A 15401-nucleotide genomic window follows, 5' to 3' on the forward strand; every position below is an offset into this window, starting at 1 on the left:
TGTCAAATTCCGTTTTCTTTGGCGCTGGTCGTGCGGCCTCGGGCACCTGCCGCTGGCTGCCGCAGATCCGCGCCGGCGCCATCCGCGGCGCCTTCCTTCCCGCATCGCGCGTGTCGCGTCGTCGCGTCGAACTCCGCAATCCAGCAGTGGGCCGCCTGCGCGCCGCCCGCTCTTCATACGTTTCCGCAATTCAGAGGCTCGCGTGAAAAGAACGCATATGTTTCGGCTGATCGCTACGTTGAGCGCCGTCGCGCTGTTGAGCGCCTGTGCAACCAGGCCGGCACCCGACTTCCGCGGCAAGTGGAAGCCGGTCAATCGTTTCTCCGAGTCGACCATGGAGATTCCGCTGTACTCGTCGTACGTGTACCAGGCGATCCCGATGGACGGCACGCTGAAGACGATGCTCGAGCGCTGGGCCAAGGATTCGAACATGCAGCTGTCCTATGGCATCCAGTCCGACTACACGCTGTACGCGCCGGTCGCCAAGATCAACACGACCAGCATCCAGCAGGCGGTCGCCGAGCTGAGCGTGGTCTATGCGCAGGAAGGAGTGAGCGTGACCGCTGCAGGCAATCGCATCCTGGTGCAGCCGTCGTCATCGCTGAGCGGCGCGCCAGCGGCCACGGCCAGTGGCAGCGCGAAGTGACGTCACCGTCGGCGCGCACGCGGTGCGCCGGCAGCCACATTACGAAACCTGGTGAAGTCTGATGTTCGGTAAAAAGCCGGTCGAAAGCGAAAACGTCAACAAAGCGGTAGCGAAGGCGGTCAATTACGAAATCAGCATCGCTGATCTGGCCCGCCGCAGCGAGCGCCGTGCCTGGTGGGTCGCGTTCGGCGCCATCATCCTGTGCCTGCTGCTTGGCGGCGGGTACTACTACATGCTGCCGTTGAAGGAAAAAGTGCCGTATCTGGTGATGGCGGATGCGTATACCGGCACCTCCACGGTCTCGGTGTTGCGCAACAGCGGGGACGTGCAGAGCATCACCAGCAGTGAAGCTTTGGCCAAGAGCAATGTGGCGCGTTTCATCACTGCACGTGAGTCCTACGACTCGGAGATGATGGGGCTCAACGACTGGAATACGGTGTTTTCGATGGCGCCGCGGGATACCGCCGTGGGGGCCGAGTATTTCAATCTGCACGCGCCCAACAACCCCTCGGCCCCGTATTACACCTACGGCAAGGCGCGCTCGATTCGGGTCAAGATTCTGAGCATCTCGCTGCTCGGCGGCGGCGGCAAGCCCTACAGCGGTGCGAATGTGCGCTTCCAGCGCAGCATCTACGACAAGAAGACGGGGCAATCCACGCTGCTCGACAACAAGTTCGCCATCATGGCCTTCCGCTACAACAGCAACCTGGCCATGGGAGACGAACTGCGGGTGCAGAATCCGCTGGGGTTCCAGGTGACCGATTACCGGGTCGATAACGACTACTCGGCCATGCCGGTTCCGCCGTCGTCCGCCGTGCAGACCCCCGCCACCGGCGCGGCTCAGCAGCCCGCGGCCGCCCAGATGCCGGGAGCGGCAGGACAAGTGCCGGTGCAGCAGATGCCTGGTCAGCCGATGGCGCCGGGCGCGAACGGCACGATGCCGGTTCCGCAGGAGGCGCCGACGGTCAATCCGGCGAGCGCGCCTGTCTATCCAGGAGCGCAGCCGGCTGCGGCGCGTCCTGCACCCAGCGTTGCACCTCAGCACAACGGTAATGGAGCGAACGTTCGATGAGTTTCCTGACGAAAACCGGTTCGGCGCATCTTGCGTTGCTGGCTCTGGGCCTGTTCGCGCCGATCGCGTCGGCCCAGGTGGTCCAGCAGTACGAGTACGAGCCCGACAAGATCTATCAGGTGCGTACCGGCCTGGGCATCACCACCCAGATCGAACTGAGCCCGAACGAGAAGATCCTGGATTACAGCACCGGTTTCACCAGTGGCTGGGAACTCAGTCGTCGCGAGAACGTCTTCTATCTGAAGCCGAAGAACGTCGACGTCGACACCAACATGATGATCCGCACCGCTACCCATTCCTACATCCTGGAATTGAAGGTGGTAGCCACGGATTGGCAGCGGCTGGAGCAGGCCAAGCAGGCCGGCGTGCAGTACAAGGTGACCTTCACCTATCCGAAGGACACCAGCTTTGCCGCGGCCAGCGACGAGGTGAAGGATGAGTCGCAGCTCGACACGCGCCTGACCAAGGACCGTCATTACTACTTCGATTACGACTATTCGACGCGTTCCAAGCAACCATGGATCGTGCCGAGCAGCGTCTACGACGATGGCAAGTTCACCTACATCAAAATGGATCTGACGCGTTTCCCGACAGGCAATTTCCCGGCCGTGTTCGGCCGCGAGAAGGAGAGCGATGAGGATTTCCTGGTCAATACCACAGTCGAGGGCAACACCCTGATTGTCCACGGGACCTATCCCTTCCTGGTCATCCGCCACGGCAAGAATGTTGTCGGCTTGCGTAGGAACAAGCAAAAGTGAACTCGAATCTACCCCCGTCTGACGAAAATTACGGCAACGACCACGGTCAGTCGCGTTCCCCGCGTGCGGACGATGCGCCGCGCGAGAATCCCTATTTCGCTCGCCAGCAGCAGACTGCCGACCCGGATCTGGACGCCAACGAGCCGGTGCTCCGGTCCAGCGACCTGAAGAAGCTCAACCGCAAGGCGCTGGTGTTCCTCGCCGGTATCGCCGCGCTGCTGATCCTGGCGATCTTCTGGCTGGTGAGCGGCAGCAGCACGCCCGAGCCGGCACCGAAGCCGCGCCAGGAAGCGGTGGTGGCACCTGCGTTGCCGCAGACCGCGGCGCCGCCGCCGGTGCAGCAGGTAGAGCCGGTGCCACTGGCCGAGCAGCCGAGCCTGCCGCCGTTGCCGCCGATGCCCACCAACGCAGATGCGCAGATGCAGTCGGCGGCGCGGCAGGAGCGCGGACCATCGTTGCTGGAGCGGCGTATGGCCGGCCTGCAACAGGAGTCTGGTGGTGGCCAGGGCATGGGCGGCATGCTGCCGGGACAGGAGCAGGGTGGCGCACCGCTGCAGCAAGGGCAGGAGACCTCTGCCAAGCCGATCGCCAACCCGGACGGTTTGCTGGTGCGCGGCACCTACATCCGCTGCGTGCTGGAGACCCGGATCATCACCGACTTCCCGGGTTTCACCTCCTGCATCATCACCGAGCCGGTCTACTCCATCAACGGCCGCCGCCTGCTGTTACCGAAGGGGTCGAAGATCCTCGGTCAGTACGGGGCTGCAGAGCCGACCGGTCCGCGCATGCAGGTGGTCTGGGATCGCATCACCACGCCCACCGGCATCGATGTGACGCTGGTTGGACCGGGCGTCGACAATCTCGGCAGCTCCGGCCACCCGGGTCAATACAGCGCGCATTGGGCAAGCCGCATCTCGTCCGCGCTGATGATCAGCATGCTGAGCGACGCCTTCAAGTGGGCAGCGGCCGAGAATGGTCCGAAGACGACGACGGTGGGTCTCAACTCCGGCGTGGTCACCCAGCAGCCGTACGAGAGCAACACGGCCCAGTCCATCCAGCGTCTGGCCGACCAGGCCCTGGATCGCCGCCGCCCCGCCACCGTGACCATCAACCAGGGCACCATCGTCAACGTCTACGTGGCCAAGGACGTCGACTTCACCGCGGTGTTGCCGCGTTGATCGCGAGCGAGACAGCGACGTGACGTTCGACGACTCTCCGACTGCGCAGATCTCCACGGATTTCCTGGATTACCAGTACTCGGTGCTGGGCATCCTGGATTACCTGAACTCGCCGGAAGTGACGGAAATCTGTATCAACCGTCCTGGCGAGCTGTATCTGGAGACCCTGCGTGGCTGGCAGCGACTGGAGATTCCGTCGCTGACGTTCGAGCGCGCGCGGCAGTTTTGCACGGCAGTGGTCAACGAGAGCAACACCGGCCAGCGCATCACCGATGCCGATCCCGTGGTGTCGTTGACCTTTCCTACCGGTCAGCGCGCGCAGTTCGTGATCCCGCCGGCCTGCGACGCCGGCAAGGTATCCATCACCATCCGTCTGCCGTCCAAGCACACCAAGACCCTGGAGCAGTACAAGGAAGACGGCTTCTTCCAGGAAATCCTGGAGGTGCAATCGGGCCTCAGCGAGCAGGATCGGGAGTTGCTGGAACTGCGGCGGCAGCGCGATTACGCCGAATTCTTCAAGAAGGCGGTGCTGTTCAAGAAGAACGTCGTCGTCGCCGGCGCCACCGGCAGCGGCAAGACCACCTTCATGAAGTCGCTGGTGAACCACATTCCGCACGAAGAACGGCTGGTGACGATCGAAGACGCGCGCGAGCTCTTCATCAGCCAGCCCAATTCCGTGCATTTGCTCTATTCGAAAGGCGGACAAAGCACCAGTAACGTCACGGCGAAGAGTTGCATGGAAGCGTGCCTGCGCATGAAGCCCGACCGCATCATCCTGGCCGAGCTGCGAGGCGACGAGTCGTTCTACTTCATCCGCAACTGCGCCTCCGGTCATCCAGGTTCCATCACCAGTTGCCATGCTGGCAGCATCGGGCAGACCTGGGACCAGTTGGCGCTGATGGTCAAGGCGTCGGCCGAAGGATCGGGCCTGGAGTTTTCCGTCATCAAGCGGCTGCTGATGATGACCATCGACATCGTTGTCCACATCAAATCGCACGCGGGCCGGCGCTATATCACCGGTATCGATTTCGATCCGGAGCGCATGCATTCGGGTGGTGGATGAATATGTTCACCGAGGTGATAGGGCAAAACAGCGCCGATTGACTTTGAATTTTTCTTCCAACACGATTGATTTGCGACATCTGCGGTGTTCCGGACGCGTTTCCGGTGCGCCGATGCATAAGGAGTAACCACGGCATGTTGCCAGGCATGGAACTACTGAGCTGTCCCGAAATGGCGGTTCCGGCTGAAGTCATGCAGCACGTTGTGCGCGTCGAGTCGTCGCACAATCCGTTCGCGATCGGGGTGGTCGGCGGGCGCCTGGTGCGCCAGCCGCAAAACCTGTCCGAAGCGGTCGCGACGGCGCGGATGCTGGAGGAGAAGGGCTACAACTTTTCGCTCGGCCTGGGGCAGGTCAATCGCTACAACCTGATCAAGTACGGTCTGGATACCTACGAAAAGGCGTTCAAGACCTGCCCGAATCTGCAGGCCGCGTCGAAGATCCTGGCCGAATGCTACAACCGCTCCGGCGGCAACTGGGGCAAGTCGTTCAGTTGCTACTACTCCGGCAACTTCGAGACCGGGTATCGGCACGGTTACGTGCAGAAGGTCTATGCGTCGATCAACCAGGGCAGGGCGCTTGCCGGTTCCACCGCAGGTGCGATCCCGGTGATCCCGGCAGGGGGCGTGCGCCGCGTTGTCACCGACTCCGTCAGGGCTGCAGCGATACGTGAAGTCGATTCGATCGTGTCGCGGCGCATCGACTCTGCGGCCGATCGGCTCGCCAGCGGTTTCACGAGGGAAACGCAACCGTCCGTGCCCGCCCAGGCTGCCATTGCGGCGCCGGTGCAGCCAACGGCGGGTGCCGTAGCGGCTGCACCCGCTCAGGCCGCTGCTGCAGATTCCGATCTTTATGTAATACGACCGACAGGCGCCGGCAAAGGAGTGGCGGTTCCTGCAGGTGGCGGAGAGCCCCCAGCTCCGCACGCTGCCGCACACGCGCCTCCAGTCGTGGCGGGAGCGGCCGTTCCTGGCACAAGTACGTCGTCGCCGACGTCTGGCGACGGGGCCTTCGTATTCTAGCCAGATGCAGTAGCACGGCCATGCAAATGGCTTTTGACCACCCTGTTTCCAAGTCAAGGAGAAACCCATGATGTTCAAGAAAGCTGAAGTGAATTCGAACGCCAAGATCATCGGTATGGCGGCATTGAAGGCGGCGATGTTCACCGCGGCCGTATTCGCCTCCGGCGCCGCGATGGCGACTGGTACCGACTACGCCGGTGCAGATCAGAAGGTCTGTGGTTTCCTCGGCAAGACCAACAACATCCTGAACATGGCCTCGATTGTGGTGGTGACCATCGCGGTTGTCTTCGCCGGTTACCAGATCGCCTTCGCGCACAAGCGCGTTGCCGAAGTGGCGCCGGTGCTGCTGGGGGGCGTGCTGATCGGTGCTGCCGGCCAGTTGGCCAAGATGCTGATCGGCGATACCGGCCAGACGTCCTGCACTGCCGCCATCACGCTCGTCCAGCACGCGATGCAGTATGCATAAGAACGTACTTTTCCGGGGCTGTACGCGGCCTGCGATGTTTTTCGGGGTGCCCTACGTCCCGTTCTTCATCGGTGCCGGTGGCGGCTTCCTGATGGGTATCTATTTCAATATGTGGCTGCTGGCGCTCATTCCGGTCATCGTCTTCGTCATGCAGCAGATGACCAAGCGGGACGAGATGATCTTCCGCATGCTCGGCTTGCGCTGGATGATGAGGATGCGCGTGCGCAACCTGCAGCGCTATTCCGGCATGTGGGTGTTCTCGCCGAATGAGTACAGGAAAGACGTGCCAGGCGCCAAGCGCTAGTTTGGAGCCGGGCACCGGGTGTCGACCCCATGCACGACGTATGTGTCGTGCATGGGGTTGTTCGGTTTTTCGTGTCGGCGCGCGATGGCGGTAGCGCGTGGCTGGCGGTTCCCGGAGCATCTGCGCCGGGCCTTTGCAAGACGAAACGGATTCTGAGTTATTCCCTTATGTTCATCCCGGATACTTCGATCAGCGAGTTCATCTCCATCTCCACGCATGTGGCGCCGTCCGTGCTGAAGACGACGGGAGGAGATTTCATGCTGATCTGGCACTTGGGCGGGCTTCCGTTCGTGGGCCGCGAAGAGTGGGAGATCGAACACCGTCACAACACCTTCAATCGCATGCTGCAGACCCTGCGTGCCCCGGATTTCGCCAACGTGGCGTTCTGGGTGCACGACGTGCGCCGCCGTCGCCGCATCAAGAATGCGGGAAAGTTCAAGCAGGCCTTCAACCAGGACCTGTCGGACCAGTATTACGGCACCTTGTCGTCGCAGAAGATCATGCAGAACGAGCTGTACATGACGATGATCTATCGCCCGGTGGTGACGGGCAAGCGTCTCATGGACAAGTCGTCGAGCATTCCCCAGCTGCAGTCCGAGCAGGACCAGGCGATCGCCAAGGTGCTCGAGTTGGCGGGCAATGTCGAAGCCGTGCTGAAGGACTATTCGCCCTACCGCCTGAGCATGTACGAAGCCAGCAATGGCGTGGTGTTCTCCGAGGCGCTGGAGTTCTTCGGCTATCTGATCAACCGCATCGACGAGCCGGTGCCGGTGCTGCAGGCGCCGGTGCCCGCCTATCTGCCGGTCAGCAAGCACATGTTCGCCAACAAGACCGGCGACTTCGTGATCAAGACGCCTGAAGGCATCAATCACTTCGGCGCCATTCTGAACATCAAGGAATACACCGACGGGACCTATCCCGGCATTCTCAATGGCTTGAAGTATCTCGATTTCGAGTACGTGGTGACCCACTCCTTCAGCCCGATGGGGCGGCACGATGCGCTGAAGGTGCTCGATCGCACCAAGGGCATGATGGTGTCCTCCGGCGACAAGGCGGTCAGCCAGATCCACGAGCTCGACCTGGCCATGGACCAGTTGTCGTCGGGCAATTTCGTGTTGGGCGAGTACCACTTCACCATCGCCGTCTACGCGGATACGCAGGAGAAGCTCGCGCAGCAGGTCGCCACCACGCGTGCGGAGCTGTCCAATGCCGGTTTCGTCTCGACCAAGGAGGATCTGGCGGTCGCGTCCTCCTTCTACGCCCAATTGCCGGGGAACTGGCGCTACCGCACGCGTATCGCCAGTGTCAGCTCGCTGAACTTCCTTGGCCTGTCGCCGCTGCACAACTTCGCCCAGGGCAAGCGCGACAACAATCCGTGGGGCGAGTGCGTCACCACCTTGCAGACCACCAACGGTCAGCCGTACTACTTCAATTTCCACGCGACGCACCCGGCGGAGAACTCGCTGGGCGAAAAGGCGATCGCCAACACCATGGTGATCGGCAAGTCGGGTACCGGTAAGACCGCATTGATCAACTTCCTGCTCAGCCAGGTGCAGAAGTTCGATCCGGTCCCGACCATCTTCTTCTTCGACAAGGACCGCGGCGCCGAGATCTTCGTGCGCGCCTGCGGCGGCAATTACCTGGCGCTGGAGAACGGCAAGCCCACCGGCTTCAATCCGTTCCAGTGCGAGCGCACCGAGGCGAACGTGCAGTTCCTGGCCGACCTGATCAAGGTACTGGCCGGCAAGATCGAGTACACCTCGCGCGAAGAGGAGGACATCTTCCGTGGCGTGGAAGGCATGCTCGATACGCCGATGCACCTGCGCAGCATGACCAACTTCCGCAAGAGCCTGCCCAACATGGGCGACGACGGCCTGTACGCCCGCATGCGCAAGTGGACCGCCGGCAACTCGCACGGCTGGGTGTTCGACAACCCGGTCGATACCATCGACCTCGAGAAGGCCAGCATCATCGGCTTCGACTACACCGACGTCATCGACAACCCGGAAGTGCGCGTTCCGGTCATCAACTACCTGCTGCATCGGCTGGAGGCGCTGATCGACGGCCGGCCGTTGATCTACGTGATGGACGAGTTCTGGAAGATCCTCGACGGCAAGGGCGGCCTGAAGGAATTCGCCAAGAACAAGCAGAAGACCATCCGTAAGCAGAACGGTCTGGGTATATTCGCCACGCAGAGCCCGGAGGATGCGCTCGCCAGCGACATCTCCGCGGCGCTGGTAGAACAGACCGCCACCATGATCCTGCTGCCCAATCCCAATGCCAGCAAGGAAGACTACATGGACGGTCTCAAGCTCACCGAGGCCGAGTACCAGGTCGTGGTCAGCCTGGACGAGCGCTCGCGCTGCTTCCTGGTCAAGCAGGGCCACGGGTCGTCGGTGTGCCAGCTCAACCTCCGCGGCATGGACGATGCGCTGTCGGTCATCTCGGCGTCGACCGACAATATCGAAATCATGCACGAGGTGTTGGAGCGCAAGGCCAAGGAACATGGCGTCGCGCCGGACGACCTGACGCCAGAACAGTGGTTGAACGAGTTCTATGCACGGCGTAAGGGATCCGGAAAATCGGCTCCGGCGAGATCGATGTCTTCGGATAATCGGGGGGCGGCGGCGGTCAACTGACCGCCTTGCCTTGGTTACGCGCGGGGGATGTTTCTACAAGATCTTTGTTGAGGTGCGCATGGACAAGAGGACGAAAGCATTCAGTCGTGTTCGTGTCGTTCGTGTCGTTGGTGTGGTTGCGCTGCTCACGCTGTTGCCAGCGGGATCCTGCGACTGGTAGGCCCTATACGCCGCAGTCGCCTGGCAATGACGCGTCCTATCGAGGCAATGATTTCAATCCCTCCAGCGCTGTTACGCAGAATCATGCGCTGAGACAACCTGGCTTCTCCTCCGATGCGAATGGCCAGACGGGAGTTCGCAGATTCAGGCCTCAGGACCTAGGTTAATCAGGTTTTGGAGGCTGCTGTGAAAGCCATCTTCTTTTTATCTTGTCTGTTGATCAGCTCGATGGCATCTGCGCAAACGGCGTGTCCATCCGGCGTGGCGCCTGGTAGTCCTCGGTGTGGCCCAAGTCCTGGCGGTGCCGAGGCTCCTGCTCGTCCGACAGGAGAGTGGATTAAAACGTGGGGTGCGATCGCGACGGCGTCCAGTGGAGACATCGGAAGCAGCACCGGTAGATTTTCCGAAAAGGATGCTGAGGCTGGCGCGTTGAAAAGATGTGCTGATCTCGGCAATTCGGATTGCAAAGTTGCTTTCACGTATAAAAACCAGTGCGTAGCGGTCGTCCAGGGCCCCGACGGCAGCGGAGTGGGAAAGATAGTAAGTGCTGTAAGTGTCGAGGCGGCTACGAAAGAGGCGTTGCGCCGGTGTAAGGAGGCATCTGGCTCCGAATGTGTTGTCAGAGGCACGGATTGTTCGGAGGCTCAGTTTAAGAAATATTGATTCGTAAGGGAATTTAATTTTTCGTTGAAATTTTAATTTATGATTTGAATTCTTTATTTCTGGTTTGTTGCTTGTCCGTGCGAACTCTGACGTGCCAGCAATTTCGTCTCGCCGCCGGCCTCCAACCAGTTTTATCCGTCCGTTGGCGTGAATACGTATGCATCTATGTCTGAACTTGAGACATCAACGCTACTCTAACGCGGCGTTTCGCGTGCCTGTCGCACGCGCGATTTCTGCCCGAAGGGGGGCGTTGCATGTCTCAGGCTCCATGGTGGCGCGGTGCCGTCATCTATCAGATCTATCCGCGTAGCTTCCTCGACGCCAACGGCGATGGCATCGGCGATCTGCCGGGAATCGTGCGCAAGCTGGACTACATCGCGGCATTGGGCGTCGATGCGATCTGGATCTCGCCGTTCTTCAAGTCGCCGATGGCCGATTTCGGCTACGACATCGCCGACTACCGCGAGGTCGATCCGCTGTTCGGCACCATGGCCGACTTCGATGCTCTGCTGGCCAAGGCGCATGCGCTGGGCCTGAAGGTGATGATCGACCAGGTGCTCAGCCATACCTCGGTCGAGCACGGCTGGTTCAAGGAGAGCCGGCAAAGCCGCGACAATCCGAAGGCCGATTGGTACGTGTGGGCCGATGCGCGCGAGGATGGGACGCCGCCGAACAACTGGCTGTCGATCTTCGGCGGCGTGGCGTGGCAATGGGAGCCGCGCCGGGGGCAGTACTATCTGCACAACTTCCTGGCGTCGCAGCCGGATCTGAACTTCCACAATCCGCAGGTGCAGCAGGCGACGCTGGACAACGTCGAGTTCTGGCTGGCGCGCGGCGTGGACGGCTTCCGGCTGGATGCGATCAATTTCTGCTTCCACGATCCGCAACTGCGCGACAACCCGCCCAAGCCGCCGGAAAAGCGCGTCGGCCGCGGCTTCAGCCCGGATAACCCGTACGCGTTCCAGTATCACTACTACAACAATACGCAGGCGGAGAATCTGCCGTTCCTGCAGAAGCTGCGCAGCCTGCTCGACCGCTATCCGGGGACGGTGAGCCTGGGCGAGATCTCGTCGGAAGATTCGCTGGCGACCACGGCCGAGTACACGCGGGCCGGGCATCTGCACATGGGCTACAGCTTCGAACTGCTGACCGACGATTTCAGCGCCGCCTACATCCGCCAGACGGTCTCCCGCCTGGAAGCGGCGATGACCGAAGGCTGGCCGTGTTGGGCGATCTCCAATCATGACGTGCAGCGCGCAGTGACGCGTTGGGGGCAGGGCGCCGAGACGCCGGCCTTCGCGCGCCTGCTGGTCGCGATGCTGTGCTCGCTGCGCGGCTCGGTCTGCCTCTACCAGGGCGAAGAGCTGGGCCTGGGCGAGGCGGACGTGCCGTTCGAGGCCTTGCAGGACCCCTATGGCATCGCGTTCTGGCCGAACTTCAAGGGCCGCGATGGATGCCGGACGCCGCTGCCGTGGGATGCCGGCGAGCAGGCCGGCTTCAGTACGGGCACGCCCTGGCTGCCGGTCGCGCCAGCGCATCGTGCGCAATCGGTGGCGGCGCAGGAGGCCGACCCGCAGTCGGTACTGCTAGCGATCCGCCGGTTCCTGGCCTGGCGCAAGCGCCATCCGGCGCTGCGCGAGGGCGACATCGTGTTCCACGAGACGGCCGAGCCCGTGCTGATGTTCCAGCGCCGCCACGCGACGCAAACCTTGCTGCTGGCGTTCAACTTGTCCGCCGAGGCCGCCGAGGTGGCGGTGCCGGAGGGAGCCTGGCAGGCGCTGGAGGTACCGGGCGTGGAGCCTGGGGCGCTCGGCGAGCGCTTGCGTTTGCCCGGCTATGCGATGGTGTGCCTGCAGGGCGCGTGAGCGCAGATGGGCGATCGCTGTCGAGGGGAATGCCGCATCGCTGCTGATGCGGCTGCGGCACTGCGGAGAGGCCGTTGGCTGATGTGACGATCCGGCTCGCACCGGACTGGGCCGTATGCGTGCGGAGGCCACGTCGGCGCCTGAGTGGGTGGTACGGATCGATCCGGAGTGCCGGCATCGGTTGGTGGCATGCGCCAGCGGCCACGACGTCGCGGTAGGTGCCGCCAGCACACAAGGGCCGATCCAGACACGGCGTTGCTGGTCCACACGATGAACCGCCCGTCGTGCCGCCTATAACGCCGCGATGGGGGGGCGCCACGTCGCCGCGTGGGCGTTGCGCCGCACTGTCGGGCATCGTCCCGAGGTCGCCAGGCCCACGCGTCGGCCTCGGCGATCTGCAACACCGCCTTTCCCGCCGACGCGGGCAGTTGCGCGTGCTCGCGGTCTTCCGCTGCAAGCCATTGTCCACGATGGTGATGCCATGCTTGATCGGCTGCCGTAGCCCCGCTTTGTCGGAGCCCTATCGTCCGGAGGGCGACCAGGTTGGTCCGGACTCCCGATCGGACGTTCGGGTATGGAGCTTCCTCGCTTTCGGTAAGAGTAGCGCGCGCGTCCCTGCGAACTACTCGTCTTCCCTCCGGATGACGAAAGAGACTGCCACCGCTGCGCGATCGCGATCTCCCCTCTCGCCGCTGAGCTCCCAGGCATTCGACCTCACCGCGGCCGCAACCGCGCAACGAAAAAACGCCCGCCGGGTGCGCCGGCGGGCGTCGTCTGCATCCTCTAGGCGGGGCTCAGAACTTGTAGTTCACGCCCAGCATGTAGGTGCGTCCCCATTCGACGTACTCCAGCGGGCGGTCCTTGGTGCCGGCGTACGTGCGGTAGGGCGAGTTGGTCAGGTTGCTCGCCTGCAGCAGCAGGCTCAGCCCGGCCAGGGTGCTGCCGTCGGCGAAGGTGTAGCTGAGCTGGGCGTCGGTGACGTTCTCGCCGACCACATAGCGCAGCGTACGGTTGCCATTGAAGTTGCCGATCTCGCCGATGAAGTCCGAGCGCCGCCGCTGGCTGACGCGCGCCTCGAAGCCGTTGCGCTCGTAGTAGGCGGTGACGTTGTACACGCGCTTGGACAGGCCGGGCAGGTCGATCGGCGCCGAGCCGACGCTGGAGGCGCTTTCCGGATCGAGGATCTTGATGTCGCTGTCGTTGAAGGTCGCGCTGGCCTGCACGCCGAAGCCGCGCAGGCTGTCGGTCAACATGTCCAACGGCAACGACGCGGTCAGCTCCAGGCCGCGCAAGGTGCCGCCCTTGCCGTTCTGCGGCGAGGAGAAGGTGCCCGTCGTCTGCACGGGCACGGTCATGCCCGGCGGACGCACATAGCTGGCGAGCAAGGCGGAAAAGTCGTAGTCGTCGCGCGACTGCGTATAGATGTAGCTCTTCAGGTCCTTGTAGAACACCGCGGCCGCCACGTACGCCTTCTCGCCGAAGTACTTCTCGTACGACAGGTCCAGCGCGTTGGCGCGCCACGGGTCCAGCAGGGGATTGCCGCCGCTGCCGCCGGGCTTGCCGGTGGAGGTGTCGACGCCGAAGTCCAGGCCGGCGCGCATCTGGTCCACGCGCGGCCGCGCCACCTGCTTGGCCGCGGCGAAGCGCAGGGTCTGCTGGTGCGGGAACAGGAAGGCCAGGTTGAGGCTCGGCAGCCAGTCGTTGTAGGTCTTGCCGGCATCGATCGGCAGCACGTTCTGGCCCGCGGGACGCGATTGGTCGAAGTAGCTGGATTGCGAGCTCTGGTCGGCGTGCTGCAGCTGCACGCCGATGTTGCCGCGCACCCCGACCTCGCCGATGTCGGTGTTGATGTTGGCGCGGACCCAGGCCGTGGTGATCTTCTCCTGCACGGTCCACGACTTCGGGATCAGGTAGTCCAGATTGGTGACCGGATTGAAGCTCATGTAGCGCGAGACCGCCGCCGGCACGTTCCAGGCCGGGATCGTGCCGATGCCGGCGAAGCCCAGGTTGACCGGGTCGTACTGCAGGTCGCTGGCGATGCTGGTGTCGCCCTGCGCGCCGAGCAGGATGTTGCCCTCGGCCTGGGTCTTCTGCTTGCGGCGGTCGGCGTAGTTCACGCCCACGTCGATGTCCGAAAACCAGGTCAACGCCTGCGGTGCCGGCAAGGTCGCCGCCAGGCGGCCACCCTTCAGGCGGTCCTCGACCTCCGGCACCTTGCCGTAGCCGGAGCCGTAGATGGTGTTGGTCAGGAACAGGTCGTTCGGGTTGGAGTAGTCGCGGCCAGGGGTGATCTGCGAGAAGCCGTTGGGCTTGATCACCAGGCCGACGGTATCGAGCTGCGGCATCGGCACCAGCTGCAGGTTGTTCTCCAGGTTCAACTCCTTGCGGGTCGCCTTGGAGTAGTTCAGGTCGGCCATCAGGCGCACGCTGCCGAGGTTGAACTCGTTGTTCCAACCGAACGCGTCGATCTTGTCCTTGCGCTTGTTGTACATGCCGCGCACCAGCGGATACACGCCGCTGGCGGTGCCGCCGGTGAAGCTGCCGCTGGCGTCGACCTGCGGGTTGGTGATCAGCAGGCCGGGCGTGTAGCCGCCGTTGAAGTTGCTGAGATTGACCTCGAACTGGTTGGCGGTGTCGATCTGCTCGGCTTCGGTATGGAACGCGTCGAAGGTGCTGGTCCAGCTGCTGGACGGACGGAACTGCACGGTCGCCATCACGCCGTCGCGCTTGTTGTTGCCGGTGCGGCGCAGCGCCTTGATGCCGTCGGAGAAGTAGGTGCCCGGGGCCACGCCGGGACGGCTGCCGCTGTCGGTGTTCTGCGTGGTCCACGGCTCGTACAGGCCGACCTGGTTTTCCTGGATCGGCATGTCGCTGTGGGCGTAGCCGATCGAAACGCCCAGGGTGTTGTCCAGGAACTGGTCGATGTAGCTGGCGCTGAAGCGGTTGCCGAAGGCGTCGACATCGGCGGCCTTGCCGAGCGAGCTCTTCTGCAGGCGGCCGCTGAGCGCGATCACCCGGTCCGGGAAGCTCAGCGGGCGCACGGTCTGCATGTCGATGGTGCCGGACAGGCCCTGGCCGACCAGGCCGGCATCGGGCGTCTTGTACACGGTCACGCCGTTGACCAGTTCCGAGGGGTACTGGTCGAACTCGACGCTGCGGTTGTCGCCGGTGCTGACCACTTCGCGGCCGTTGAGCAAGGTAGTGGCGAAGTCGGGCGACAGGCCGCGCACGCTGATCACCTGGGCGCGGCCGGCGACGCGCTGCGCGGCTAGGCCGGGCAGGCGGCCGAGCGATTCGGCGATGCTCACGTCCGGCAGCTTGCCGATGTCCTCGGCCGAGATCGCCTCGACGATGGACGTGGCGTCCTGCTTGACCGCGATGGCGTTTTCGATGCCGCGGCGGATGCCGGTCACCTGGACCTTGTCCAGTTCGGTGACCGGATCGTTGGACGTGGTGGTGGCGGTCTCGGACTGTGCAGCGGCCAGCATCGGCGTCAGTGCGACGGCCAGCGCCAGCGTCAGCGCGTTGCGCTTGTGGTTCAACATTTTCCCCTCCCAGGCAATGTTGTC

General features: G+C 63.1%; 12 protein-coding genes. 11 read left to right on the top strand and 1 reads right to left on the bottom strand.

Translation table 11 applies throughout. The annotated features are described in order from the left end of the window. The first annotated feature begins 217 nt into the window (after positions 1-217). The 11 genes from NKJ47_RS08885 (at position 218) to NKJ47_RS08935 (ending at position 11832) form a co-directional block, all read left to right on the top strand. Complete coding sequence (locus NKJ47_RS08885; protein ID WP_254461095.1) at positions 218-646, top strand: toxin co-regulated pilus biosynthesis Q family protein; 429 nt, start codon at positions 218-220, stop codon at positions 644-646. Between the two features lie 61 nt (positions 647-707). Continuing rightward, positions 708-1718 (top strand): virB8 family protein, encoded by a 1011-nt coding sequence (locus NKJ47_RS08890; protein WP_254461096.1) that lies wholly within the window; start codon positions 708-710, stop codon positions 1716-1718. Beyond that, entirely contained in the window at positions 1715-2476 is a 762-nt protein-coding gene (locus NKJ47_RS08895; protein WP_254461097.1) for a TrbG/VirB9 family P-type conjugative transfer protein, read from the top strand. Before NKJ47_RS08890 ends, NKJ47_RS08895 begins: the two co-directional genes overlap by 4 nt. After that, on the top strand, positions 2473-3654 hold the full coding sequence (locus tag NKJ47_RS08900; RefSeq protein ID WP_254461098.1) for a TrbI/VirB10 family protein: 1182 nt from the start codon (positions 2473-2475) through the stop codon (positions 3652-3654). The genes NKJ47_RS08895 and NKJ47_RS08900 overlap by 4 nt, the downstream gene beginning before the upstream one ends. Before the next feature lie 19 nt (positions 3655-3673). Further along, complete coding sequence (gene virB11, locus NKJ47_RS08905) at positions 3674-4717, top strand: P-type DNA transfer ATPase VirB11 (RefSeq protein ID WP_254461099.1); 1044 nt, start codon at positions 3674-3676, stop codon at positions 4715-4717. Between the two features lie 134 nt (positions 4718-4851). Then, positions 4852-5736 (top strand): lytic transglycosylase domain-containing protein, encoded by an 885-nt coding sequence (locus NKJ47_RS08910; RefSeq protein ID WP_429002507.1) that lies wholly within the window; start codon positions 4852-4854, stop codon positions 5734-5736. A gap of 70 nt (positions 5737-5806) precedes the next feature. Then, positions 5807-6202 (top strand): TrbC/VirB2 family protein, encoded by a 396-nt coding sequence (locus NKJ47_RS08915; protein ID WP_429002530.1) that lies wholly within the window; start codon positions 5807-5809, stop codon positions 6200-6202. Beyond that, positions 6195-6506: a type IV secretion system protein VirB3 gene (locus NKJ47_RS08920; protein ID WP_254461101.1), complete on the top strand. Its 312-nt coding sequence runs from the start codon at positions 6195-6197 to the stop codon at positions 6504-6506. The genes NKJ47_RS08915 and NKJ47_RS08920 overlap by 8 nt, the downstream gene beginning before the upstream one ends. A gap of 167 nt (positions 6507-6673) precedes the next feature. Then, a complete protein-coding gene (locus tag NKJ47_RS08925; protein WP_254461102.1) occupies positions 6674-9145 on the top strand; it encodes a VirB4 family type IV secretion/conjugal transfer ATPase in 2472 nt (823 codons plus the stop codon). Positions 9146-9532: 387 nt separating this feature from the next. Beyond that, positions 9533-9967: a DUF4189 domain-containing protein gene (locus NKJ47_RS08930; protein WP_254461387.1), complete on the top strand. Its 435-nt coding sequence runs from the start codon at positions 9533-9535 to the stop codon at positions 9965-9967. 254 nt (positions 9968-10221) lie between these two features. Next, on the top strand, positions 10222-11832 hold the full coding sequence (locus tag NKJ47_RS08935) for an alpha-glucosidase (RefSeq protein ID WP_254461103.1): 1611 nt from the start codon (positions 10222-10224) through the stop codon (positions 11830-11832). 794 nt (positions 11833-12626) lie between these two features. On the opposite strand, the gene NKJ47_RS08940 is transcribed toward NKJ47_RS08935, so the two are convergent. Then, on the bottom strand, positions 12627-15377 hold the full coding sequence (locus NKJ47_RS08940; protein ID WP_254461104.1) for a TonB-dependent receptor: 2751 nt from the start codon (positions 15375-15377) through the stop codon (positions 12627-12629). Positions 15378-15401 lie beyond the last annotated feature (24 nt).

It is taken from the genome of Xanthomonas sacchari (assembly GCF_024266585.1).
GTDB lineage: Bacteria > Pseudomonadota > Gammaproteobacteria > Xanthomonadales > Xanthomonadaceae > Xanthomonas_A > Xanthomonas_A sacchari_C.

Excerpts from the sequence above, each read along its gene's own strand:
- NKJ47_RS08885 (WP_254461095.1), top strand. The coding sequence starts at position 218 with ATGTTTCGGCTGATCGCTACGTTGAGCGCCGTCGCGCTGTTGAGCGCC.
- NKJ47_RS08890 (WP_254461096.1), top strand. The coding sequence starts at position 708 with ATGTTCGGTAAAAAGCCGGTCGAAAGCGAAAACGTCAACAAAGCGGTA.
- NKJ47_RS08895 (WP_254461097.1), top strand. The coding sequence starts at position 1,715 with ATGAGTTTCCTGACGAAAACCGGTTCGGCGCATCTTGCGTTGCTGGCT.
- NKJ47_RS08910 (WP_429002507.1), top strand. The coding sequence starts at position 4,852 with ATGTTGCCAGGCATGGAACTACTGAGCTGTCCCGAAATGGCGGTTCCG.
- NKJ47_RS08915 (WP_429002530.1), top strand. The coding sequence starts at position 5,807 with ATGTTCAAGAAAGCTGAAGTGAATTCGAACGCCAAGATCATCGGTATG.
- NKJ47_RS08920 (WP_254461101.1), top strand. The coding sequence starts at position 6,195 with ATGCATAAGAACGTACTTTTCCGGGGCTGTACGCGGCCTGCGATGTTT.
- NKJ47_RS08925 (WP_254461102.1), top strand. The coding sequence starts at position 6,674 with ATGTTCATCCCGGATACTTCGATCAGCGAGTTCATCTCCATCTCCACG.
- NKJ47_RS08930 (WP_254461387.1), top strand. The coding sequence starts at position 9,533 with ATGGCATCTGCGCAAACGGCGTGTCCATCCGGCGTGGCGCCTGGTAGT.
- NKJ47_RS08935 (WP_254461103.1), top strand. The coding sequence starts at position 10,222 with ATGTCTCAGGCTCCATGGTGGCGCGGTGCCGTCATCTATCAGATCTAT.
- NKJ47_RS08940 (WP_254461104.1), bottom strand. The coding sequence starts at position 15,377 with ATGTTGAACCACAAGCGCAACGCGCTGACGCTGGCGCTGGCCGTCGCA.